The organism is Streptomyces syringium (genome assembly GCF_017876625.1).
Classification (GTDB): Bacteria; Actinomycetota; Actinomycetes; order Streptomycetales; family Streptomycetaceae; genus Streptomyces; species Streptomyces syringius.
Genome location: NZ_JAGIOH010000001.1, coordinates 2,710,801 through 2,733,702 on the forward strand (window position 1 = coordinate 2,710,801; position 22,902 = coordinate 2,733,702).

The 22,902-nt window shown below is 73.6% G+C and carries 19 protein-coding genes and 1 tRNA gene; 11 read left to right on the forward strand and 9 right to left on the reverse strand.

Going from position 1 to position 22,902, the window contains the following annotated elements:
* Window positions 1-36: 36 nt before the first annotated feature.
* The 6 genes from JO379_RS11980 (at window position 37) to JO379_RS12005 (ending at window position 8,503) form a co-directional block, all read left to right on the forward strand.
* Window positions 37-1,359: a hypothetical protein gene (locus tag JO379_RS11980; protein ID WP_130877782.1), complete on the forward strand. Its 1,323-nt coding sequence runs from the start codon at window positions 37-39 to the stop codon at window positions 1,357-1,359.
* The gene (locus JO379_RS11985; protein WP_209514905.1) at window positions 1,356-3,968 is read left to right on the forward strand and encodes a serine/threonine-protein kinase; all 2,613 of its coding nucleotides are present in this window, start codon (window positions 1,356-1,358) and stop codon (window positions 3,966-3,968) included. The genes JO379_RS11980 and JO379_RS11985 overlap by 4 nt, the downstream gene beginning before the upstream one ends.
* A 3-nt stretch (window positions 3,969-3,971) precedes the next feature.
* Window positions 3,972-5,291, forward strand: a complete 1,320-nt coding sequence (locus JO379_RS11990; RefSeq protein ID WP_209514907.1) for a protein phosphatase 2C domain-containing protein — start codon at window positions 3,972-3,974, stop codon at window positions 5,289-5,291.
* Window positions 5,292-5,395: 104 nt separating this feature from the next.
* On the forward strand, window positions 5,396-6,754 hold the full coding sequence (locus JO379_RS11995; protein ID WP_130877785.1) for a vWA domain-containing protein: 1,359 nt from the start codon (window positions 5,396-5,398) through the stop codon (window positions 6,752-6,754).
* A 105-nt stretch (window positions 6,755-6,859) separates the two neighbouring features.
* Window positions 6,860-7,900, forward strand: a complete 1,041-nt coding sequence (locus JO379_RS12000; protein WP_209514909.1) for an FHA domain-containing protein — start codon at window positions 6,860-6,862, stop codon at window positions 7,898-7,900.
* Window positions 7,901-8,098: 198 nt separating this feature from the next.
* Window positions 8,099-8,503: a globin gene (locus JO379_RS12005; protein ID WP_209514911.1), complete on the forward strand. Its 405-nt coding sequence runs from the start codon at window positions 8,099-8,101 to the stop codon at window positions 8,501-8,503.
* 40 nt (window positions 8,504-8,543) lie between these two features.
* On the opposite strand, the gene JO379_RS12010 is transcribed toward JO379_RS12005, so the two are convergent.
* From JO379_RS12010 to JO379_RS12040, 7 genes are all read right to left on the reverse strand, one after another.
* Window positions 8,544-9,344: a DUF8010 domain-containing protein gene (locus JO379_RS12010; protein WP_209514913.1), complete on the reverse strand. Its 801-nt coding sequence runs from the start codon at window positions 9,342-9,344 to the stop codon at window positions 8,544-8,546.
* The gene (locus JO379_RS12015; RefSeq protein WP_209514915.1) at window positions 9,341-9,814 is read right to left on the reverse strand and encodes an acyl-CoA thioesterase; all 474 of its coding nucleotides are present in this window, start codon (window positions 9,812-9,814) and stop codon (window positions 9,341-9,343) included. Before JO379_RS12015 ends, JO379_RS12010 begins: the two co-directional genes overlap by 4 nt.
* Window positions 9,815-9,816: 2 nt before the next feature.
* On the reverse strand, window positions 9,817-11,481 hold the full coding sequence (ettA, locus tag JO379_RS12020; RefSeq protein ID WP_130877790.1) for an energy-dependent translational throttle protein EttA: 1,665 nt from the start codon (window positions 11,479-11,481) through the stop codon (window positions 9,817-9,819).
* Between the two features lie 185 nt (window positions 11,482-11,666).
* Complete coding sequence (locus JO379_RS12025; RefSeq protein WP_130877791.1) at window positions 11,667-13,112, reverse strand: Cys-Gln thioester bond-forming surface protein; 1,446 nt, start codon at window positions 13,110-13,112, stop codon at window positions 11,667-11,669.
* A 219-nt stretch (window positions 13,113-13,331) separates the two neighbouring features.
* Entirely contained in the window at window positions 13,332-13,826 is a 495-nt protein-coding gene (locus tag JO379_RS12030) for a single-stranded DNA-binding protein (protein WP_209514917.1), read from the reverse strand.
* Window positions 13,827-14,001: 175 nt separating this feature from the next.
* Window positions 14,002-16,209, reverse strand: a complete 2,208-nt coding sequence (locus tag JO379_RS12035; RefSeq protein ID WP_209514919.1) for a GTPase — start codon at window positions 16,207-16,209, stop codon at window positions 14,002-14,004.
* Window positions 16,206-17,855 carry a dynamin family protein gene (locus JO379_RS12040; protein ID WP_209518662.1) on the reverse strand — a complete coding sequence of 550 codons (1,650 nt, stop codon included), beginning with the start codon at window positions 17,853-17,855 and terminating at the stop codon, window positions 16,206-16,208. Before JO379_RS12040 ends, JO379_RS12035 begins: the two co-directional genes overlap by 4 nt.
* Window positions 17,856-18,160: 305 nt before the next feature.
* Here JO379_RS12040 and JO379_RS12045 point away from each other — a divergent pair.
* Both JO379_RS12045 and JO379_RS12050 read left to right on the forward strand, forming a co-directional pair.
* Window positions 18,161-18,233: transfer RNA gene (locus JO379_RS12045), tRNA-Arg, on the forward strand.
* 331 nt (window positions 18,234-18,564) lie between these two features.
* Entirely contained in the window at window positions 18,565-18,768 is a 204-nt protein-coding gene (locus JO379_RS12050; RefSeq protein ID WP_209514921.1) for an acyl-CoA carboxylase subunit epsilon, read from the forward strand.
* A gap of 7 nt (window positions 18,769-18,775) precedes the next feature.
* On the opposite strand, the gene JO379_RS12055 is transcribed toward JO379_RS12050, so the two are convergent.
* Both JO379_RS12055 and JO379_RS12060 read right to left on the reverse strand, forming a co-directional pair.
* Window positions 18,776-19,978, reverse strand: coding sequence for a hypothetical protein (locus JO379_RS12055; protein ID WP_209514923.1), 1,203 nt, complete (start codon window positions 19,976-19,978; stop codon window positions 18,776-18,778).
* 222 nt (window positions 19,979-20,200) lie between these two features.
* A complete protein-coding gene (locus JO379_RS12060) occupies window positions 20,201-20,440 on the reverse strand; it encodes a chaplin (RefSeq protein WP_130877905.1) in 240 nt (79 codons plus the stop codon).
* A gap of 317 nt (window positions 20,441-20,757) precedes the next feature.
* On the opposite strand from JO379_RS12060, the gene JO379_RS12065 reads away from it, so the two are divergent.
* The 3 genes from JO379_RS12065 to crcB (JO379_RS12075) are packed head-to-tail and all read left to right on the forward strand — an operon-like array spanning window position 20,758 to window position 22,890.
* On the forward strand, window positions 20,758-22,005 hold the full coding sequence (locus tag JO379_RS12065; protein ID WP_209514924.1) for a styrene monooxygenase/indole monooxygenase family protein: 1,248 nt from the start codon (window positions 20,758-20,760) through the stop codon (window positions 22,003-22,005).
* 46 nt (window positions 22,006-22,051) lie between these two features.
* Complete coding sequence (gene crcB, locus JO379_RS12070) at window positions 22,052-22,543, forward strand: fluoride efflux transporter CrcB (protein WP_372449070.1); 492 nt, start codon at window positions 22,052-22,054, stop codon at window positions 22,541-22,543.
* Window positions 22,540-22,890: a fluoride efflux transporter CrcB gene (crcB, locus tag JO379_RS12075; RefSeq protein ID WP_130877907.1), complete on the forward strand. Its 351-nt coding sequence runs from the start codon at window positions 22,540-22,542 to the stop codon at window positions 22,888-22,890. Before crcB (JO379_RS12070) ends, crcB (JO379_RS12075) begins: the two co-directional genes overlap by 4 nt.
* Window positions 22,891-22,902: the final 12 nt, after the last annotated feature.

The following is a 22,902-nucleotide window of genomic DNA, read 5'->3' on the forward strand; positions in this document are numbered from 1 at the left end:
GTACGCGGCGCGGGCCGCGGACAGGAGAGGGGATCGATGGCGGTCGCGGGGCCCACCGGGCCGGCCTTGAGCCGCGAGGAGGTGGACCGTGCGCTGGCGAGACTGGGCGCCGAGCACGAGGCCGTCGAATCCTCGCTGCTCGCCCTCCAGGACCACGCCGGCCGCCGTCTCCTGGAGGGGGCGGAGCTGACCGGCGCCACCAAGAGCCGGTGGGCGGTCGCCGAGCAGCTCATCACCCAATTGTGGACGCACTTCGACGTCTACACCGACGTCCTGACCACCGCCCGCGAGCTGCGCGCCCGCCGCCGCTGGCCCACCCAGGGCGAGCTGGCCGAACTCACCGACCTGCTGCGCGGCTCCGGCGTCACCCTGCCCGGCGGCGGCACCCTGGCCCTCTCCCCCGCCCTCGCTCCCGCCGCGCGGCTCAGCGAACGGCTGAGCCTGACCGAGCTGGTCGAGCGGATGAACGGCTGGTACGCGGAGGCGCTCGACGTGGTCGTCACCGCCGACGCCGTCTGGTCCGCGCTGCCCGCCCGGATCGACCTCCTGGCCGCCGAGCTCCAGCGCACCCGCTCCCTCGCCCACTCGGTGGGCGTGCGGCCCGGCGAGCACCCCTCCGGCGACGACCTGGAGCAGATCACCCACGAGCTGACGTCGCTGCGTGCCGAGGTGATATCCGATCCGCTCGCCTTCTGGTACGGCGCCTCGCCCAGCTCGGCGCCCGGCGGCGGCCGCCCGGACACCGCCCGCTACGACCGCGCGGCCCGCGCCCTGGAGGAGGTACGGCGTGAGATCGAGGCCGTCCTCGACGTCCGGCAGGACGCCGAGCAGCGGCTGATGCGGGTGCGCGATGTGCTCTCCCGCGCGGACCGCACGCTGCACGAGGCCCGGCTGGCCCGCGTCGAGGTCCTCTCGAAGATCGCCGGGTCCGATGTGCCCGCCGTCTCCGGTCCGCCGACCGCGCTGTACGAACAGCTGTCGGCCGCCGCCGACCAGCGCCGGCGCGCCCAGTGGCACCGGCTCTCCCCGCTCCTGGAGAGCCTGGAGGAGCGCTCCGAGGAGGAGTTGCTGCGCGCCCGCGAGTCGTTGACGGCGGTGACCGCGCCGCTGGCCGTGCGGGCCGAACTCCGCGGCCGCCTCGACGCGTACAAGGCGAAGGTCGCCCGGCACGGACTGGCGGAGGACCCTTTCCTCATCGAGCGGTACGACGACGCGCGGCGCCGGCTGTGGAGCGCGCCGTGCGACCTCATGGCCGCCGAGGAGGCCGTGCTGCGCTATCAGCGGGCGGTGGCCGAGACGCTGTCGCCGCCCGCCGGGGCCGCGGCGCACGAGCCCACCGACCGTAGGGGGGAATCATGAACAGCGCCTGCCAGCGGCCCGGCTGTGCCGGGACGTACGAGGACGTCGGCGGCGGCGAGCGGTACTGCGACACCTGCGGGCTCGCCCCCGTCGTCACGCCGGTGGGGACGCTCTCCTCGCCGTCCACGGGCGTCACGAGCGGCGGGCGGGCCGGCATCAGCCGCGTCGGCTCCCCCGGCGGGGGCGGCGGCTTCGCGGCGGTGCCGTCGTCGGAGCCCTCCGAGCGGTCCGGGGCCTCGTCGCAGTCGTCGCGGTCCTCGTCGGGGTCCTCGTCGCGGTCCTCGCGGTCGTCGGGGTCCCGCCGGTCCGTCTCGGGGCGGCTGTCGCGGTCGCTGTCCGGGGGCTCCGAAGGGACCGCGTCGCAGTCGGTGTCGGTGCGCAGCTCGCACTCCTCCGGTGCCGCCTCCGGGCGCAACAAACTCGGCGCGGGCCTGGTCACCATGCCCGGCGTGCCCCGCCCGGACCCCCGGGCGGCGGTGCTGGCCGATCCGGAGGTGCCCGAGCGCAAGCGGTTCTGCAGCAAGAGCGACTGCGGTGCGCAGGTCGGCCGTTCGCGCGGCGACCGCCCCGGGCGCACCGAGGGCTTCTGCACCAAGTGCGGCCACCCGTACTCCTTCGTGCCGAAGCTGCGCCCGGGCGATGTGGTGCACGGGCAGTACGAGGTGACGGGCTGTCTCGCACACGGCGGGCTCGGCTGGATCTACCTCGCCGTCGACCGGGCGGTCTCCGACCGCTGGGTGGTCCTCAAGGGCCTGCTCGACACCGGTGACGAGGACGCGCTCGCGGTCGCCCTCTCCGAGCGGCGCTTCCTCGCCGAGATCGAGCACTCCAACATCGTCCGCATCTACAACTTCGTCGAGCACCTCGACCAGCGGACCGGCAGCCTCGACGGCTACATCGTGATGGAGTACGTCGGCGGCAAGTCGCTCAAGGAGATCGCCAACGAACGGCGGCAGCCCGACGGGCGCCGCGACCCGCTGCCGGTCGAGCAGGCCTGCGCGTACGGCATCGAGGCGCTGGAGGCCCTCGGCCATCTGCACAGCCGCAACCTGCTCTACTGCGACTTCAAGGTCGACAACGCCATTCAGCAGCAGGACCAGCTCAAACTCATCGACATGGGCGCGGTCCGGCGGATGGACGACGACAGCAGCGCGATCTACGGCACGGTCGGCTACCAGGCCCCGGAGATCGCCGAGCTGGGCCCGTCGGTCGCCTCCGATCTCTACACCGTCGCGCGTACCCTCGCGGTGCTCACCTTCGACTTCCAGGGCTATACGAACGTCTTCGCGGACCGGCTCCCCGACCCCGAGCACATCGAGGTCTTCACCCGCTACGAATCCTTCTACCGGCTGCTCGTCCGGGCCACCGACCCCGACCCCGGGCGGCGGTTCGCATCCGCCGCGGAGATGGCCGACCAGCTGACGGGCGTGCTGCGGGAGGTCGTGGCGCTCCAGACGGGACGGCCGCGGCCCGCGCTGTCCACGCTGTTCGGGCCGGAGCTGCGGGTCGTGGACACCCGGCTGTTCGAGGAACGGTCCGAGGCCGCCTCCACGCTGGGCGGCCGGGTGCACCGCGGGCGCCGGAAGACCCCGGCGCCCACGCCGCCGGCCCTGCCCGCCGCACCGCCGCCCGGTGCCGTGCCCGCGGTGCCCGCTGCCGCGGTGTCGGGGGCCGCGCTCGACGCCCGGGCCGCCGCCCTCGCCCTGCCGGTCCCCCTCGTCGACCCGGCCGACCCCAACGCCGGGTTCCTCGCCGGCCTGCTCGCCTCCCAGCCCGCCGAGGTGCACGCGGCGCTCCAGGCCGCGCCCACCGACTCACCGGAGGTGCGGCTGCGCCGCCTCCGCGCCCAGCTGGAACTCGGCGAGACGGAGCAGGCGGCGCGGGCCGTCGCCGAGCTCGACGCCGCCCACCCCGACGACTGGCGGGTCGTCTGGTACCGCGGGCTGCAGGCCCTCGCCTCCGGCCGCAACGAGATCGCCGCGCTGTCCTTCGACGCCGTCTACGACGCGTTCCCGGGCGAGCCCGCCCCGAAGCTGGCCCTCGGGATCTGCGCGGAGGTGCTCGGCCAGCTCGACAACGCCGCCGAGTACTACCGCCTGGTGTGGACGACGGACCCGAGCTTCGTCAGCGCCGCCTTCGCGCTGGCCCGGGTGCGGCTCGCCACCGGGGACCGCACGGGCGCCGTACGGACCCTGGAGTCCGTGCCGGAGGCCTCCATCCACTACACGGCGGCGCGCGTCGCGGCGGTCCGGGCCCGGCTGCGGCAGCGCCCCGCCCAGGACGCGCTGCTGGCGGACCTCACGGCCGCCGCCGGGCAGGTGGAGCGGCTCGCGGACTTCGGCCTGGACGCGGTGCGCCGCGAACAGTTGTCGACGGAGGTGCTGGGCAGCGCGCTGGACTGGGTGCTGTCCGGCAGCAGTGGTGCGCCGGGCGGCCCCGGCGCACCACCGGGCCCGCGCACGCTGCTCGGCAGCGACCTGGACGAGCGGGGGCTGCGCTTCGGGCTGGAACGCTCGTACCGCGTGCTCGCCCGGCTCGCCCAGCGCGGTGACGAAAGGATCGAACTGGTGGAGCGGGCCAACCGTTTCCGCCCCAGGACATGGGTGTGATCGATGTCGCAACTGCCGCAACCCCCACAGCTGACGGTGTGCCCCGCCTGCGACGAGCCCCTGGAGCCGGCCGACAATTTCTGCGGCCGCTGCGGTGCGGACCTCTCGGCGCTGCCCCCCGCGCGAAACGGCGCGGGGCCCGTCGCGGCACGGCTGCGGCCGGAGCCCGGGGGAGGGCGGGGGGAGGACTACCGCCTCGCCGCGCCGGGCACGGAGGGCCGTACGGACCCGGCGGCCCGGCCGGCCGCCGAGCCGCGCACCGGGCCGTACGGACCCGGGCGGGCGCCCGGCCATGACGCCGTCCCCGACCCGCGCGCCACCGACGCGCCGGCCGGGGTGCCGGCCCAGGCGCACGGCGGCCCGGCGGCCGCCCCGGGCTCGGGCCCGGCGTGTCCCGGCACCGGCCGGACCTGCGGGGCCTGCCGGGGCGGGATGATCGACAAAGACGGGTACTGCGAACACTGCGGGCATGCACAGCCGCGCGAACGGGATCACATGGAGCACGAGTCGGCAGGCGTCGCGGCGGTCAGCGACCGTGGCCTGCGCCACCACCGGAACGAGGACGCGTACGCCGTGTCCACCACGGCCCAGGGCGACGGCGGCACGGCCGTCATCGCCGTCGTCAGCGACGGGGTGTCGTCCGCGACCCGCCCCGACGAGGCGTCCGCCGCGGCCGTGCTGGCCGCGCGCGAGACGCTGATGACGACGCTGCCGCTGGGCACGTCCCCGAAAGAGGCCACGCACGAGGCGATCCTGCGGGCCGCCGAGGCCGTGGGCGCCCTCGCCTCGCCCGGCCACCGGCCGCGCGAGCACGACCGGCACCGCCAGGAGAACGCCCCGGCCTGCACGATCGTGACCGCCGTCGTCACCGGCGATCTGCTGACCGTCGGCTGGATCGGCGACAGCCGCGCGTACTGGGTGCCGGACGACCGCGCCACCCAGCCCGCCCGGCTCACCGAGGACGACTCCTGGGCCGCCCAGATGGTCGCGGCGGGCCTGATGTCCGAGGCCGAGGCGTACGCCGACGAACGCGCGCACGCCATCACCGGCTGGCTCGGCGCGGACGCGTACGAGATCGAACCGCACACCGCCTCCTTCCACCCCGACCGGCCGGGCGTCGTGGTGGTGTGCACCGACGGACTGTGGAACTACGCCGAATCCGCCGAGCAGATGGCCGCGGTCGTGCCGCCGGACGCCCGCTCGCGGCCACTGGAGTGCGCACGCCATCTGCTGGGCCATGCCCTGGACGGAGGGGGCCACGACAACGTAACAGTGGCGATCCTGCCGTTCCCCACCCCGTCGGAAGGGGCAGGATCGGCCTGACGGCCCGAACGGCCACGGGGGGATCGCACGCCGGTGTCACTTCGGGGCACCGGCGCGCCTGTCCGCCCGTCCATGTGTCCACGTGGAACGAAGGAGCGGATCCGATGGCGAATTTCTCCAAGCCGCGCGTGCCCAGGTTCTCCGCCGAGGTCTACCAGAACACGCATCTGCCCGAGGGCGGCCGTGAGGTCAACGCGATCGTCACGGTCACCGCCACCGGCGGCGGCACCACCGGAGAGACGCCCGCCCCCACCTTCGCCTCATCCTCGCCCTCCGGGGCCTCCCCCGCGCCGGACGCGGCCGTCGTCATCATGGTCGACTCCTCCGGTTCGATGGAGTACCCGCCCGTCAAGATGCGCAACGCCCGGGACGCCACCGCGGCCGCCATCGACACCTTGCGCGACGGCGTCGCCTTCGCCGTCGTCTCCGGCACCCACCAGGCGAAGGAGATCTACCCCGGCGGCGGCCGGCTCGCGGTGGCCGACGCCACCACCCGCGGCCAGGCCAAGGACGCCCTGCGGAAGATCAGTGCGAGCGGCGGCACCGCCATCGGCACCTGGCTGCGCCTCGCCGACAAGCTGCTCGCCTCCTCGGACGCGGCGATACGTCACGGCATCCTGCTCACCGACGGCCGCAATGAGCACGAGGGCCCCAAGGAGCTGCTGACGACGCTGGAGGCGTGCGCGGGCCGGTTCACCTGTGATGCCCGGGGCGTCGGGACGGACTGGGAGGTCAAGGAGGTCACCGGCATCGCGTCGGCGCTCCTGGGCACCGCCGACATCGTCGCCGACCCGGCCGGGCTGGCCGCGGACTTCACCACGATGATGGAGTCCGTCATGGGCAAGGAGATCGCGGACGTCTCCCTGCGGCTGTGGACCCCGCTGGGCGCCGAGGTGCGGTTCGTCAAACAAGTGGCACCGACCGTGGAGGACTTGACCGGCCGCCGCACCGAGGCCGGGCCGCGCGCGGGCGACTACCCCACCGGCTCCTGGGGCGACGAGTCGCGGGACTACCACGTGTGCGTACGGGTGCCGCAGGCCGAGGTGGGACAGGAGATGCTCGCCGCGCGGGTCTCGCTCGTCCTGCCCGCGCCGGACGGCTCGCCCCCGCAGGTGCTCGCGCAGGGGCTCGTCCGGGCGGTGTGGACGGACGATCTGGCGGCGTCGACCGCCATCAACGCGCAGGTCGCCCACTACACCGGCCAGGCCGAACTGGCCCGGGTCATCCAACAGGGCCTGGAGCTGCGCAAGTCGGGGGACCTCGACGGCGCCACGGCGAAACTGGGGCGGGCCGTGCAATTGGCCAGCCGTTCGGGTAATGACGACACCGCGAAACTGCTCGCGAAGGTAGTGGACGTCGTGGACGCGGCGGCGGGTACTGTGCGGCTGAAGGCGAAGGTCTCGGCGGAGGCGCAGATGACGCTGGAAACCCGCTCCACCAAGACGGTTCGCGTCAAGAAGTAACCAGCTGAACGAAGACCTGAACAGGGAAGAATGGGCGCGGCGGACGCATGGGGCGGCCGCGGCGGAGACCGTCGCCGAACGGCACACGAGGGGGAATGAACCGAGATGCCGACCTGCCCGAACGGCCATCAGTCGGCGGCCGAGGACTGGTGCGAGGTGTGCGGCCGCCGGATGTCGGGGGCCGGCGCACCCACGGGTGCCGTCCCCCCGCCCCCGCCTCCCGGACCGCCCCTGGTCGGCGCGAGCGGCCCGCAGAGCGTGCCCGGCAGCGCTCCCGGTGCGGTTCCCGGGGGCGCTTCGGGGGGCTACGGTTTCCCGGATCCCGGTGGGGACGCCACCATGCAGGCGGAGCTGTGCCCGCACTGCCGCACCCCCCGTGAGGCGCAGGCGCCGTTCTGCGAGGAGTGCCGCTACAACTTCCTGACGCAGGCGACGAACCCGTACGCGACCCCGCCGTCGCAGGTCCAGGGCTTCCAGTCGGCACCGCCGCCCCCGTCGCGGCAGACACCGCCGCCGCAGAGCTTCGAGTACCACGGTTCACGCCCGTCCCAGATCAACCGGCCCGCCGAGCCGCTCGCGCCGCAGCCGCAGACCTTCGGCGAGGACGACTGGGTGCTGTCGCCGCCGAGCACTCCGTCGGCCGCGCGGTACGGATACGAGGGGCAGCCGCAGGACCGGGCCGCGGTCGCGGAGGGGGCGCCCCCGCCCGTGCCGGCGCAGGGGCCGCCGCTCGCGCCGCCCGCGGGCTGGGTCGCGGTCATCGGGCCGGACCGCGAGTACTTCCGGTCGATGATGAACCGCAGCGGCCCCGAGGCGTCCGGGCTGAACCTCCCCGCGTACTCCCCCGAGCTGCGTCTGCAGCTCAGCGGCCACCAGGTCACCATCGGCCGCCGCCGGCACAGCACGGGCGAGTCGCCCGACATCGATCTGTCCCGGCCCCCGGAGGACCCGGGCGTCTCGCACCAGCACGCCATGTTCGTCCAGCAGCCGGACGGCAGTTGGGCGGTCGTCGACCAGGACTCCACCAACGGCACGACGATCAACGGCTCCGAGGACTCGATCCAGCCCTACGTCCCGGTGCCCCTCCAGGACGGTGACCGGGTGCACGTCGGGGCGTGGACCACGATCACGGTCCACCGGGGCTGACATCCGGCGCGATGGGGGCCGGGCGGCGAAGGCGAGGGCCGGACACGGTGACGCCGAAACGTTCCTGTGGCCCCTCTCCGCGGCTACTCGCGGGTATGGCCGGATCCAGCCGGGTCGCGGGCCGTCCCGGTGCCGTGTCCCGTTACCGGTGGTCCTACATCGCCGGTCCTCGGCCGGGCCGTCTGAGACCATGGGAGCGTGAACAAGATTCCACGCGGCACGCTTCAGGAGCAGACCTTTTACGAGCAGGTCGGCGGCGAGGAGACCTTCCGGCGCCTGGTCCGCCGCTTCTACCAGGGCGTCGCGGAGGACCCGCTGCTGCGGCCGATGTACCCGGAGGAGGACCTCGGCCCGGCCGAGGAGCGCCTGGTGCTGTTCCTCATCCAGTACTGGGGCGGCCCCCGTACCTACAGCGACAACCGCGGCCACCCGCGACTGCGGATGCGGCACGCACCCTTCGCCGTGGACCGGGCCGCGCACGACGCGTGGCTGCGGCACATGCGGGACGCGGTGGACGAGCTGGGGCTCTCCCCCGCCCACACCGAGCAGCTGTGGAACTACCTGACCTACGCCGCCGCGTCGATGGTCAACACCGAGGGCTGAGCGGTCGGCACCGGGGGCTGAGCGCGCCCGGCGCCACCGGTCAGGCCGGAGTGACGGTGAGGCCGGGGAGGCCTCCCGTACGGACGGCTATCGAGCCGTAGGGGGTGCGCAGCCGCAGCCAGCCGCCCGCGGCGAAGAGGGCCAGCGGCTCGGGGGCGAGGACCGTCGCCACAGCCGCACGGGGCGTGCCGGCCGTCCCGTTCGCGGCTTCGGCGGCCCCGGACCGGGTGCGGGGCACGGCCGCGGTCCGCGGGGGCCGCAGGAATCCCAGCGACTGCGCGGCGTGGACCGCGCGCAGCGGCAGCCGGGTGTCGCCGAGGGTGCGGGACCAGATCTCCCGGCCGATGCGGTCACGCTCGGCCCGGGTCCGGTGCTGCTCGGGGAGCGCCTCGTCCCGGGCGCGGAACTCCGCGACCGCGGCGGCGACCGCGTCCCGCACGGCCGCCACGTCGGGGAGGCCGGCCACCCGCTGCCAGCCGCCGCGCGGCGGCAGCAGGCCGGCCCACGGCGGACCGGTGACGGACTCGGGCACGGTGATCTCCGGGCCGTCGGCCCGGGCGGCGCGGCCGGCCCCGGCCGCATCGAGGGCGTCGGCCAGCTGCCCGGCCGACACGGTGACGTCCAGCGCGGCGTCATCCGTCAGCCGGGCGGTGCGGATCGCGAGCACCTCGAACGACGGCGGCCGGCCGAAGACGCCGAGCACCCCGCCGCCCGCCTGCAGACGGACGGCGGCGGCACGGTCGTAGTGGATCAGCCGGGCCAGGAAGGCGGCCAGGTCGGCCGCCTCTCCGGCATCGGCGAAGCGCAGCCGCTGACCGTGCGGGTGCCGGTGCGCCGTCATACGCCGACGGCCTCCTTCGCGGGGGTGTCCCGCTGCCCGCCCGCATCAGCGGCCGCCGGCCCGGCGTCGTCCCGGAACTCCTCCAGGAACATCTTCTCCTCGGCGGTGATCCGCCGCGGCCTGCCCCGGTCGAAGTCGAAGGGGACGACGACCGTGGAGGCCCGTACGTACACCTGGTCGGCGTCCTTGACCTCGTAGGCGACGGTCAGGGAGGCGGCGCCCACCTTGGTCACCCACGTCTCGATGGTCACCGGCTCATGCCGGTGGACCAGGGGCCGCAGATAGTCGATCTCGTGCCGGGCCACGACGGACCCGCCCTGGAAGGACTCGCTGCCCTCCCCCGGCGCCAGCCGGAACATGAAGTCGATGCGCGCCTCTTCGAGATAGCGCACGAAGACCGCGTTGTTCACGTGGCCGAACGCGTCCATGTCCGACCAGCGCAGGGGGCAGGAGTACAGGTGGCGCGCCACGGTCAGCCCCGGGTCAGCTTCTTGTGCGTGGCACGGTGCGGACGGGTCGCGTCCGCTCCGAGCCGCTCGATCTTGTTCTTCTCGTAGGACTCGAAGTTGCCCTCGAACCAGAACCACTTCGAGTTGCCCTCGTACGCCAGGATGTGCGTGGCGACCCGGTCCAGGAACCAGCGGTCGTGGGAGACGACCACTGCCGCGCCGGGGAAGTCCAGCAGGGCGTTCTCGAGCGAGGACAGGGTCTCGACGTCGAGGTCGTTGGTCGGCTCGTCGAGGAGGAGCAGGTTGCCGCCCTGCTTGAGGGTGAGCGCGAGGTTGAGGCGGTTGCGCTCACCACCGGAGAGGACACCGGCCGGCTTCTGCTGGTCCGGGCCCTTGAAGCCGAACGCAGAGACGTACGCACGCGAGGGCATCTCGACGTGACCGACGTTGATGTAGTCCAGCTCGTCGGAGACGACGGCCCACAGCGTCTTCTTGGGGTCGATGTTGGCGCGGGACTGGTCGACGTAGGAGATCTTGACGGTCTCGCCGACCTTGATCTCGCCGGAGTCCGGGGTCTCGAGGCCCTGGATCATCTTGAACAGCGTCGTCTTGCCGGCGCCGTTCGGGCCGATGATGCCGACGATGCCGTTGCGCGGCAGGGTGAAGGACAGGTCGTCGATGAGGACCTTGTCACCGAAGGCCTTGGAGAGGTTGTTGACCTCGACGACGATGGAGCCCAGACGCGGGCCCGGCGGGATCTGGATCTCCTCGAAGTCCAGCTTCCGCATCTTGTCGGCCTCGGCCGCCATCTCCTCGTAGCGAGCGAGACGGGCCTTGGACTTGGCCTGACGGCCCTTGGCGTTGGAGCGGACCCACTCCAGCTCTTCCTTGAGCCGCTTGGCGCGCTTGGCGTCCTTCTGGCCCTCGACCTTCAGACGGGCCTGCTTGCTCTCGAGGTACGTGGAGTAGTTGCCCTCGTAGGCGAGCGCGCGGCCGCGGTCGAGCTCGAGGATCCACTCGGCGACGTTGTCGAGGAAGTACCGGTCGTGGGTGATCGCCACGACGGTGCCCGCGTACTTGGAGAGGTGCTGCTCCAGCCAGTTCACCGACTCGGCGTCGAGGTGGTTGGTGGGCTCGTCGAGCAGCAGCAGGTCGGGGGCCTCGAGCAGCAGCTTGCAGAGCGCGACGCGGCGCTTCTCGCCACCGGAGAGGTTGGTGACCGGCCAGTCGCCGGGCGGGCAGCCCAGCGCGTCCATGGCCTGCTCGAGCTGCGCGTCGAGGTCCCAGGCGTTGGCGTGGTCGAGCTCCTCCTGGAGCTTGCCCATCTCATCGAGCAGCGCGTCGGAGTAGTCCGTCGCCATCAGCTCGGCGATCTCGTTGAAGCGGTTGAGCTTCCCCTTGACCTCGGCGACGCCGTCCTCGACGTTCTCCAGGACCGTCTTGGCCTCGTCGAGCTTCGGCTCCTGCATCAGGATGCCGACGCTGAAGCCCGGCGTCAGGAACGCGTCGCCGTTGGAGGGCTGCTCCAGCCCGGCCATGATCTTGAGGACGGTGGACTTACCGGCGCCGTTGGGGCCGACCACACCGATCTTCGCACCGGGCAGGAAGCTCAGCGTCACGTCATCGAGGATGACCTTGTCGCCGTGCGCCTTGCGCGTCTTGCGCATGGTGTAGATGTACTCAGCCAAGAGAAACCGTCCGGCAATCGATGAGTGGGCAGATACACACCATCTTGCCGCACCGGGCGCCCTGGGCGGAAACGGGTTGCGGGCGCGGCCCCGGCACGGCGGGGCCCGCCGGGACCGCGGACCCGCTCACGCCCGGCCCTGCCCCGGGCCGTGGCCCCGGCTCCCGCCGGGGCTCTCGCCGCGCGTCACTGACCCGTCGGCCTGTTCCTGCGGAGGAGGTAGACCGCGCCGCTGCCGGCCACGATCAGGGCGATCGCCACGCCCGCGATCTTCGGGGTGGCGGTGCTGCCGCCGGTGCTCGCCAGGTCCCCCGTGGTGGTGCCGTGGCCGGCGGAGCCGTGGGAGCCGCCGGTGGTGCCTGCCGGGGTCCTGCTCGGGCGGGGGGAGGGAGCGGCGGCGCCCGGGGCACCGTGGGTGCCGATGCGGGAGACCTGGGTGTTCTGCGCGGTCTCGCAGTCCATGATCCCGGCGAAGGTCCTGGAGAAGCCGTTCGTCCCCTTGATCGTGAACTTGTAGGCCTGGTCCTCGGCCACCTTCACGAGCGTGGTCCCGGAGCCGCCGGGCTTGACGGTGTGCTTCCTGCCCTCGAGCTCGAAGGTGAACGCCTGGTCGCCCTTGTTGACCGCGGTGATCTCCACGCCGCCCTTGGCGCAGCTCTTCCTGGCCGACAGTGCGGGTATGGCGCCCTTCTCCGCCCAGTTCGCGGTGGCGGTGGCGGAGACGGTGCTCTCGCTGGAACCGGCCAGGATCTGTGTCTGGGTCTTGGTGTGGTCTCCGATGAAGGCGCGGCCGACCGGGACCTTGGTGGCGGCCGTGGCCTTGAGGGAGATGGTGCCGTCGGCCGCGCCGGAGGGCACGTCGAAGAAGAGCCGGCCGCCGTTGCGGGTGGTGGTGACGGGCTTCCCGTCCTTGTCCACGATCTTCACGCCCTTGCCCGCGGCGTCACCGGCGAGCGCCACGGAGACGCTGCCCGCGTTGGTGCGGACGGTGACGGGACCGAGCTGCTGCCCGGACTTCCCGGAGACGGCCGGCGGGGAGAGCGTGAGGGACGCCTTGGGCTCCTCGACGTCCTCGGCGCTCTTGTGGAGGTAGTCGGCGAGCTTCTGGGCCGCGGGGTTCTTGGCGTCGACCTTGATGTGGTCCGAGTAGCGCCAGATCGCGACCTGGGTGCCCGCCGCGGCGGTGTTCGCGTCGAGGGGGCCGGATCCGGCGTCCTTGGCGAGCGCGGCCAGGTCGTTCACCTGGGGGTAGGAGTGCTGGAGGATCCAGCGGATCCTGCCCGCGTCCTTGTTGCCGTGCAGGGACGACTCGCTCCAGCCGGTCTCCTTGTACCTCGCGCCCTCCACCGTGTTGGTGCGGATGTCGACGCAGTACGTCTGCAGTGTGCCGCCGCCGTCGACCTTCATCTCGAACAGGCCGGCCTGGACGCTCCCGGTCTTGCGCGCGTCGCGCACGACGGCTTCGGAGCCGGCCGTGATCCGGCCGAGCGAGGCGCTGACGCCGCCCGCGTGCTGTGGCGCCTCGTCCGCCGCGGCGGGGATCGCGGCGGCTATCGCACCCGTCACCACCAGGGTGGAGGCCAGGGCCACCGCGGTAAGGCGGGCAGCTCCGCGCCTCGTTACAGAAATCATCGATTTCCTTTCAGGCAAGCGTGGATCGACCCCGATCGGTGCGGCTCGCCGGCGAACTCAAAACTCAGAAGCCCTTGTTGATACGAACGGGATCCTAAGGAGCGGCCGCGGCCCGATGCCCACCCATGCGTGCGCTCAACCGATCCGAATCGGAATCGTTACCGGGAAGGCGCATTCATCCTGGCATTATCGATAAATCACCGGGACAAACCCCTCATTTCACAAGGCAGTCGCCGCTCCCGCGGGCTCCCGGGCGGGCTCTCCCGCAGGCTCTCGTGCGGCGGGCGCTTCTCCGGCGCCGACCGGGCTCACCACCCCGGTCATCCGCACGGGTTCGAGCGGCAGCGGCCGGGCGGGCGATACCCGCCGGAAGGCCGATGTGCCGCGCGCGAGGTCGTGCCCGATCGACGTGGCGTCAATGTCCGCCGACAGCCACCGTTTCCCCTCGCGCTCCTGCTCCTGGATTCTCAACCGCCCCTGCACGATGAGGGGTTCGCCGATGGTCACCGAGGCGACCACATTCGCGGCCAGGGCCCGCCATGCCCACACGGTGTAAAAGCTCGTGTACGCGTCGGTCCATTCCTCGCGCCCCCGGTCCCAACGGCGCACCGTGGCCGCGAGCCGGAACCGCGACACCGCCGCCCCGTTCGCCGACTCCCTGAAGTCCGGTTGTGTCGCGACGTTCCCCACGACCGTCACCAGCGTCTCGTTCATACCGACCGCCCCCCGAATGGTTCGACTGCCCCGTCCTTACCGGTGACCTCATGCTGCCCCGAATCGGCGGGGCCCGCCGGGGCCTGTGGACGACCGGCCCATTGGGGAAAAAGCCGTCCCCCACAGGGGTGACGCCCCACAGGGGTGACGGGCGGGGGCGTGACCCCCGCCCCGCCTACGTCTGTGCCTCTCCCGCCACGATCACGAACTGCGTCCGCACCTCCCGGTACCGCAGCAGCTCGGCGACCACCGGTTCCAGCACCCGCGCCCGACCGCAGCCCGCGGCGGCGCCCCGCAGTCGGCGTTCCGTCTCCGCCCCGTGCCCGCGGGCCGGGCCGCGGGCCGCCAGCCGGCAGCCCCACGCGAGGATCGGGCCGCCCACGCCGCCGGCGGTGATCAGCAGCCCCGGCGCCCACCACTCCCCGCCGAAGACTCCCGTGACCGCCCCCGTCAGCCACGCCATGCCCGCCAGTTGCACGACCAGCAGCGCGACCTGCACGACCGCCACCACCGCCCACCACCGGGGCCGCGGTGGCCGGGTCGCGGTGGCCGCCGCCGATGCCGCCTCGTCCAGCGCCTGGGCCACCTGCTCGGTCCCGCGCCCCGCCGCCTCGCGCACGGCCTGCGCCCAGGGGCCGGGCAGCCCGACGGAGGCCTCGTACGCGAGGGTGCGCACCGCCTGCTCGACGAGCGGCCGGGAGGCCGTGCGGCGGGACGAGGCGGGGATGCCGGGGACGCCGGAAGTGCCTGCCGGGGCACCGCCCGGGACACCGGTCGCGGACTCTTCGGCCCCGGCGCGCCGCGTGCGGCCTGCGGCAGCTCCCGGGACGAGACCCGCATCAGCACGCGAAGCAGGACTCGCATCGGCGCCCGCACCAGAATCCGGGCCGGGGAACGAAACGGAACGTGAAGCGGAACCTGACACGGAGTCAGGGAGCCGACCGGCACCCGAGGCCGGCCCAGCGACCGGAGCCTTACCTTCCGCCCCGGCGGCGGCGCCTCGCCGCCCCGCGCCGGCCGCTTTCGCCACGGCCTCGGCCCGCGCGGCGCGCGGCACCCGGCCGCCACCGCTCCCCGCGCCGGCCGCCCCGGTCACGCCGGTCAGGCCCGTCTCCGCGCCCCGTCCGGCGCCGCCCTTGGCCGCCGGCCGCTTGCGCTCGTACCAGCGTCGCACCGGCGCCCACGCCGTCCCGCACGCGCGCTCCGCGTCCCGCAGCCAGGCCCGCTCCGCCGCCAGCCCGGCCGCCTGGGCGCCCACCGCCTCCGCCAGCCGGTCCTCGAACTCCTGCCGCGCCCGTTCCGTGAGCCCCGGCCGCCCCTCGGCCATGTACGCGGGGCGCAGCCGCGCCGACGCGCCGTCCACGTCGGCGGCCAGACGCAGCTCCGCCGCGCTGCGCTCCGCCGTGAACTGTCCCAGCAACTGCCGCAGTTCGCCGACGCCCTCCCCCGTCAGGGCCGAGAGGGCGAGCACCACCGCCCCCGGCTCACCGTGCTCGCCGAGCGCGAGGCCGTCCTCGTCCAGCAGCCGCCGCAGATCGTCCAGCACCTGGTCGGCGGCGTCGCCGGACAGCCGGTCCACCTGGTTGAGCACGACGAAGGTGACCTCGGCATAGCCCGCCAGCGGCCGCAGATAGCGCTCGTGCAGCACCGCGTCCGCGTACTTCTCCGGGTCCACCACCCAGATCACCGCGTCCACCAGCCCCAGCAACCGGTCCACCTGTTCCCGGTGGCCGGGCGCCGCCGAGTCGTGGTCGGGCAGGTCGAGCAGGACGAGCCCGCTCAGCCCCCGGTCGTACGGGCGGGACGGCAGCCGACGCGCCTTCGCGGGGATGCCGAGCCGGTCGAGCAGGCCGTCCGCGCGGTCCGTCCAGGTGCAGGCGACCGGTGCGGCGGTGGTCGGCCGACGCACCCCGGCCTCCGAGAGCGGCGCCCGGGCGAGCGTGTTGAACAGCGTCGATTTGCCGCTGCCGGTCGCCCCGGCGAGCGCCACCACCGTCAGGTCGAGCGAGTGCCGCTGCCGCGCCTCGGCCTCCTCCAGCACCCGCCCGGCCTCGGCCAGCGTCCGCCGGTCCAGCCGCGCCCGCGACAGCCCGACCAGCTCCCGCAGCGCGTCCAGGCGGGGCCGCAGGGCGTTGCCGGTCGGCGTCGCGACCCGGGGCGGGGGCGCGACCGGGGGCCGGGCGGCCGGCCGGTCGTGCTCCCGCCCGGGGGTGCCGTCGCGGCCGCCCCGCCGGGAGCGTTCCGGCTGCGCACGGCGTGCGATCAGCCCGTCGTCCCAGGTTTGGGGCGTGCGGTCGGGAAACTGTCGCTCCGCCCGCTCGTGTCGTCGTCCGGTGCGGCCTTCGGGTTCGTCGCGGCTGTCGGCGGAGTGCACGGCCGTCACCTTTCCTTCTGCAGTACGGACAGCGCGGCGATGAGCTCGACCTGGGAGTCGGGGGTCACGTCGAGGGCGTCGAGGGGGGCGGTCCGCCGGTCCCGCTCGGCGTGGAGCACCTGCTGCAGGCATTCGGCCAGCAACTGCCCGCCCCGGTCGCGCAGTCGCAGCGCGCCCTGCGCCCCGAGCGTCTCGGCGAGCGTCTCCCCGGCCGTACGGGCACGACGGCCGCCCAGCAGGCCCGCGGCGAGGAGGGCGGCGACGCGCTCGGTGTCGACGGACGCGGCGCGCTCCAGGGCCCGTACCTCCTCCTCCGCGATCTCCTCCAGGCAGCGCCGCCAGCGGCGGGCGGCCACGCCGATCCGGCCGGCGGCGCCGTCCGGGTCGCGGGGGGTGAGGGCGGCCGCGGCGGCGGGGTCGGCACCGCAGGCCGTGGCGATGTCCTCGTCGGCGGCGTCGGCCGCGCAGCACAGAAGGGCGGTGAGGGAGCCGGTGAGGGCGGTGAGCAGTTCGTCCGGGGTGCTGTCGAGCGGCTGGCCGCGCCAGTGGGTGAGGGCGTCGCCCGCGAGTGCTTCGCCGGCGGCGGTCTCCCGCCGTACGCGCTCGACGGCCCGCCCGTACGCGTCCTCCACCCGCTGGAGCAGTCGCACGGCCGCGGCGTGCTGGACGGCCGAGGCCCCGGCGAGACCGGGCAGCCGTGACTGGAGCGACGCGAGCACGCCGCGGACGGTGCGGGCGGTGGCGACGGTGCGGGCCGCGGGGTCCTGGGCCCGCTGGGCGAGCCAGGCGTGCAGCCCCGCGACGGCGGTGGCGGGCAGCAGTCCGCTGCCCCCGCCGGCGGACTCGGGGAGCTCCGGGATGGTGAAGCGGGGTACGTCCCCGAGCCCGGCGGCCTCCAGCAGGGCCCCGTACTGCCGGGACACCTCGACGGACACCTGGTGCGGCACCCGGTCCAGCACGGTGACGAGGGTGACGTCGTACTCCTTGGCGGTCCGCAGCAGGTGCCAGGGCACCGCATCGGCGTACCGGGTGGCGGTGGTGACGAGTACCCAGATGTCGGCGGCGCAGATCAGCTCGGCGGCGAGTTCACGATTGCGGGTGACGAGGGAGTCGATGTCGGGGGCGTCGAGGAGGGCGAGGCCGCGCGGCAGGGACCGGTCGGTCTCGATCCGCAGGGCGGCGGGTTCGTCGGCCCCGCCACCGAGGTCGTCCGCCTCCTCCTGGAGCCCGGCCGGGCCGTCCCCCTCGAACACGCTGAACGCTTCCCGGACCATGGTGTCCTGGGCCGGCACCCACACCCGGCGCAGCTCCGGCAGGATCCGCGGCCCGGCGAACCAGTGGTGGTCGTCGGGGTGGCAGACGAGAACTGGCGTGCGGGTTGTCGGCCGCAGGACCCCGGCCTCAGTGACCCGACGGCCCACCAGGGAGTTGACCAGCGTGGACTTGCCGGCCCCGGTGGATCCCCCGACAACGGCGAGCAAGGGCGCTTCGGGGGCGCACAGGCGGGGCACGAGGTAGTCGTCGAGCTGCGCCAGGAGTTCGGCACGGTTTCGACGGGCGCGGGCGGCGCCGGGAAGGGGGAGCGGGAAGCGTGCGGCGTCGACACGGTCACGCAGTGCGGACAGCGCGTCGAGCAGTCGGGGCCGTACGTCCAAGGTCGCCACACGTGCAGAATGCCCAATTCTGTTGTGTTTTTGAAGCGTATAGCCCATGGCGCGCGAGGCGTGGCGAATGAGGCCCAGGCATAACGAGTACACAACACCCGGCGCGTGAGGCGTCAAAAGCGATGCAAAATTCGCACCTGCCTGCGATTATCAGGACCGCTTCACCGAACCTCCACATCGTGTCACGGAGGTGAAGCAACCGGGACGAGGTACGCGGAGCCCTATCCTTGTCCCCGGCAAGGTCACGGCACCACCGAGCCCGGGGCTTCAGCCGTCCGCGACCGCCGCACACACCGGCCCCCGTAGCTCAGTGGATAGAGCAGGCGCCTTCTAAGCGCTTGGCCGCAGGTTCGAGTCCTGCCGGGGGCGCTCTTCCCGTACTGGCCCAGCCCTCCGTCCTGGAGGGCTTTTTCGCAGGTCAGGGGCACTTTAGCGAGAACGGCGTAGTGGCGGCGTAAGCGCCGGGAAGGCCTGTGACGGCCGTGGCCCATGGGGTGGCGCACGGCCCGCACGCCGGTCGATTCGCGCGACTCATTCCGCCGGTTCCGCCGCTTCCGCTACCTGCGCCGCTTCCGCCGACCGTCGGCGGCTCCATCGGGGCTCGAGCGGTCTCCCATGGCCGCGCGCACATGATGGGGCCCGAGGCGCCGGACGGGCCCGCGGTTCCGCGGGGCCCGCCGAGTGAGGGGTGGGGGCAGCGATGAGCAGTGATTACCTCGTCCGTGTCGAGCGGGGCCGGGCGAGCGAGGAGGAGGTCGCCGCTCTCACAGCGGTGCTGCTGGCCCGCGCCGCCGCCGGGAGCGGCGGGCGGGGCCGGGGCGGCGGGCAGCACGCCTCCTCGGCGCGGTGGCGGCGGCTGGAGCGTACGCAGGGCTTCCGCGCCCCGCACAGCTGGCAGCGTTGAAGGCAGCTCAGCTGCCTTCGTAGTTGGTCAGGACGCAGCCGTTGACCAGGGCCTTCTCGAAGCGGTAGCCCTCGGGGGCGGTGAAGCCCTCCCGGCAGTTCAGATGGAGGAACTGCGCCTGGTACAGACCGTGCCGGGCCGAGGCGCTGTTGGTCTCGACCGCGACGTTCTTCCCGACGAGCACCATGCTCCGGGTGGCCCTGTACCGGCCGCCGTTCTCCCGGAGCTCCTTCAGCTGGGCGGCCTTGGCCTTGGTCTGGAAGGTGATCATGTCGTCGACCTTGTCGAGCCAGGACAGGTCGTGGGCCCGGCGCTCGCCGCCCGGGTAGCCGCACATGCCGCGCTCGCCGACGCCCCACATCTTGTGGTCGCCCTCGATGGCGGGCAGGTAGTCGATAGAGGAGACAGCCACGGTCTCGGGGTCGGTGGAGAACTGCTCGCAGCCGAGTTCGCTGGTGACGAGCTTCTTGAGCTCGGTGAGGCTGCCGGCTTCGGCGAGGCCGAGGCTGTTCTCGGGCTTGCGCCCTTCCTTGGGCCGGGCGCTCTCCCCGCGTTCCCGGCCCTCCTCCTCCGGACTCTGGTGGTTCACACTGCCCTTGCCGTCCTGGCTGTTGACGAAGTCGCTGAGGACGCAGTGCTCGACCAGCGCCTTCTCCCTCTTGTATCCCTTGGGAACACCGAAGGTGGGGTTGCAGGTGAGGATGCGCAGCCCGGACTTGGCGAGCGCCATCGCCGTCTCGGTCCTTCTCGGGACGACGGCGAAGTCCTTGCCGACGAAGACACGGCTGAAGAGCCCGTAGTCGCCCTTCCCGCCGTCGATGGCGTCCGAGACGTGCTTCTTGTAGCCCGCCTGGAACTCCTTCATGTCGGAGGTGCGGTAGAGGACGATCTGGCCCCTCTCGCGCTGGTCGCTGCACACGCCCCGCTCGGTCACGGACCAGGTCCCGGGCTTCGCCGGGTCCTGGGAAGGCATGCGCTTGTCCGCGGGATCCGTGCTCAGCTGCTCGCAGGAGGTATGGCGCTGGACGTACTGCTGCGCCTCGGCCAGCGAGCCGGCGGACGGCGGTCCGGTGTCGGGCCCGGCGGAGCCGGTGCTGTTCGTCGAGGCCGGGGCCGCGCGGCCGTCGTCCTTGCCGCCGCCGTCGCAGGCGGCGGTGGTGACGAGGGCGGTGAGGGCGGCGGTCGCGGCGAATATCCGCTTGATGCGCATGTGTTGCTTCCGTCGAGGGAGGGGGACGCTCCGGGAGAAGCGCTCCGTGACGTGCGCATGCTAATGCGGTCGGCCGGGGCGGGCGGACGCGCACATGCGTGTGGCGCCCGCCGACGAGGTCGGGGGCGCCACACGAGGCGTTCCAGGGCCGGGGCGGAAGGGAATCGAAGAGAGCGGGCCCCGCCCGGAACCGCCGGGATCGCTCCCGGCCCGCCTGAGGGATCAGGCGTTGACGCAGGTGTTGCCGTTCGTCGAGTTCAGCAGCGCGATGATGTCGATGGTGTTGCCGCAGAGGTTGATCGGCACGTGGATGGGCACCTGGATGACGTTGCCCGAGACGATGCCCGGGGACCCGGCGGCGACACCCTTGGCGCCCGAGTCGGCGACGGCGCCGCCGCTGAAGCCGGCGAGAGCGGCGCCCATGGTGGCGGTCAGGACTGCTGCCTTGGTGATACGTGACATGGGGAGACACCTTTGCTTCGTCGTACGGGGAGGAGCTCCCGGCCGGTGACGGTCGGGAGCCGGATAAACGCCCAAACCTCGCAAAGGTTTCGTACGGCGCGCGGACGGGTGACCGCAGCGGGGACACACCGCGTGTCGTGACGGCGGCGGACGGGGGCGCGCCATCTGTACAGCGCGCGCCGGGCCCCGCTACAACGGGGTGCGGGCGTGGCCCCACGGGCCCGCGCGGGGACCTCTGACGGGCACCCGACCAGCGGCAGAACCGGCGGCAGGACCGGGCGGCAGGACCAGCGGCAGAACCGGCAACGGAGGCAGCGATGCGCAGGATCGCGATCGTCGGAGCGGGGCAGGCGGGGCTGCAACTGGCCCTGGGACTGCGGGCCGAGGGGGCGTACGAAGTGACCGTGGTCACGGACCGGACGCCGGAGCGGATCCGGGCCGGGCGGGTCATGTCCACGCAGCTGATGTTCGGCCCCGCGCTCGCCCTGGAGCGGGCGGCGGGTCTGAATCTGTGGGACGACGCGGCCCCGCCCGTGGAGGGCATGTCGATGGCCTCGATCGACCCGCCGGGCGCGCGGATCCGCTCCCTGGCCGCCCGCCTCGACACGCCCGCCCGGTCCGTCGACCAGCGGCTCAAGACGGCCCGCTGGCTGGAGCTGTTCGAGGAGCGCGGCGGCCGGGTGGAGTACCGGGCCGTCACCCCGGCGGACCTCGCGGACCTCGCCTCGGCCCACGATCTGACGGTGGTCGCCTCCGGTCGCGGCGCCCTCGCCGAGACCTTCGCGCGCGACGACCGCCACAGCCCCTACGACCGCCCCCAGCGCGCCCTGGCCTGCGTCTATCTGCACGGCGTCGGGCGCGGCCCGGAGCTGCCCGGCCCGCACGGGCGGCTGTACTCCGCCGGGGACGCGGGCGAGTTCTTCGTGCTGCCCGCCCTGGTCGCCGAGGGCCCGTGCCACATCCTGTTCTGGGAGGGGCGCCCCGGCGGTCCGCTGGACTGCTGGCAGGACCGCCCGGACCCGGAGGCGACGCTGAAGCGGTCGCTGGAGCTGCTCCGGCGGTACGCGCCCTGGGAGTACGAGCTGTGCGCGAAGGCCGAGCCGACGGACGCGGGCGCGGCGCTCTTCGGCGCGGTCACCCCGACGGTCCGCCGGCCGGTCGCCGAGGTCGCCCCGGGCCGGCACGTGCTCGGCATGGCGGACGCGGTGGTCCTCAACGACCCGGTCACCGGGCAGGGCTCGAACAGCGCGGCCCGCTGCGCGGCGGGCTACCTCCGCTCGGTCACGGACCGGGGCGAGGAGCCCTTCGACCGGGCCTGGATGAGCGGGACGTTCGCGGCGTTCTGGGAGCACGCGCGGCACGTCACCGCCTTCACCAACCTCATGCTGGGTCCACGGCCCGAGCACGTGCGCCGCGTGCTGACGGCGGCGGCCGGCCATCCGGAGGTCGCCCACCGGTACGTGAACGGCTACGCGGATCCGGCCGGTTTCCAGGAGTGGCTGACGGACCCCGACCGCGCCGACGCCTATCTGGCGGCGATCGGTTCCGCCACGGTGCGGCGGTAGCCTGGGGCCGTCTTTGTCAGGGGATGCGCAGGAGGAGGCGGCGGCCGTGGACCGGCCCGGACCAGCGGGAACGATCGAGCCGATCGACCCCGACGTCGAAGCCGAGGACGTGCGCGGCACGGTCCGTGACCACTGGCCGGTGCTCTGCGCGGTGTCGGTGGGCGGCGGACTGGGCGCCGCCGCGCGCTACGGCGCGGGGCTGCTGTGGCCGACGGCGAGCGGCGCCTTCCCGTGGACGACGTTCGGGATCAACCTCGTCGGCTGCGCGCTGATCGGCGTCGTCCTGACCGTGGTGTCCCGGCTCGCCGTGCCCCACCCGCTGCTGCGGCCCTTCCTCGCCACGGGGATCCTGGGCGGTTTCACCACGTTCTCCACGTATGCGGTGGACATCCGGCAGCTGCTGGCGGACGGCCGTACGGCGACCGCCCTGGCCTATGCGGCGGCCACCCCGCTCGCGGCGCTGGCGGCGGTGTGGGCGACGGCCACCGCGACCCGCCGTCTGTTCGACCGCGTGACGCGCCGGGAGGCCGCGGCGTGACCTGGCTGTTCGTCATCACCGGTGCGATGGTGGGCGCTCCCCTGCGCTATCTCACCGACCGCGCCGTCCAGTCCCGCCACGCCTCCGCCTTCCCCTGGGGCACGTTCACGGTCAACGTCACCGGCTCCCTCGTCCTCGGCCTCCTCACCGGCGCGACGGCCGAGGTCCACCTGGCCCTGGGCACGGGACTGTGCGGGGCGCTCACGACGTACTCGACGTTCAGTTACGAGACCTTGCGGCTGGCGGAGGAGGGAAGGCGCGCGTACGCGGTGGCGAACGTCGCCGCGAGCGTGGCCTGCGGCCTGGGCGCGGCCTGCGCGGGGGCGGCGCTGGTGGGGGCGGGCTGAGACCGCCCCGCT

Coding starts and splice junctions, on each gene's coding strand:
- JO379_RS11980 (WP_130877782.1), top strand. CDS start 37: ATGGCGGTCGCGGGGCCCACCGGGCCGGCCTTGAGCCGCGAGGAGGTG.
- JO379_RS11985 (WP_209514905.1), top strand. CDS start 1,356: ATGAACAGCGCCTGCCAGCGGCCCGGCTGTGCCGGGACGTACGAGGAC.
- JO379_RS11990 (WP_209514907.1), top strand. CDS start 3,972: ATGTCGCAACTGCCGCAACCCCCACAGCTGACGGTGTGCCCCGCCTGC.
- JO379_RS11995 (WP_130877785.1), top strand. CDS start 5,396: ATGGCGAATTTCTCCAAGCCGCGCGTGCCCAGGTTCTCCGCCGAGGTC.
- JO379_RS12000 (WP_209514909.1), top strand. CDS start 6,860: ATGCCGACCTGCCCGAACGGCCATCAGTCGGCGGCCGAGGACTGGTGC.
- JO379_RS12010 (WP_209514913.1), bottom strand. CDS start 9,344: ATGACGGCGCACCGGCACCCGCACGGTCAGCGGCTGCGCTTCGCCGAT.
- JO379_RS12025 (WP_130877791.1), bottom strand. CDS start 13,112: ATGATTTCTGTAACGAGGCGCGGAGCTGCCCGCCTTACCGCGGTGGCC.
- JO379_RS12030 (WP_209514917.1), bottom strand. CDS start 13,826: ATGAACGAGACGCTGGTGACGGTCGTGGGGAACGTCGCGACACAACCG.
- JO379_RS12050 (WP_209514921.1), top strand. CDS start 18,565: ATGAGCAGTGATTACCTCGTCCGTGTCGAGCGGGGCCGGGCGAGCGAG.
- JO379_RS12055 (WP_209514923.1), bottom strand. CDS start 19,978: ATGCGCATCAAGCGGATATTCGCCGCGACCGCCGCCCTCACCGCCCTC.
- JO379_RS12060 (WP_130877905.1), bottom strand. CDS start 20,440: ATGTCACGTATCACCAAGGCAGCAGTCCTGACCGCCACCATGGGCGCC.
- JO379_RS12065 (WP_209514924.1), top strand. CDS start 20,758: ATGCGCAGGATCGCGATCGTCGGAGCGGGGCAGGCGGGGCTGCAACTG.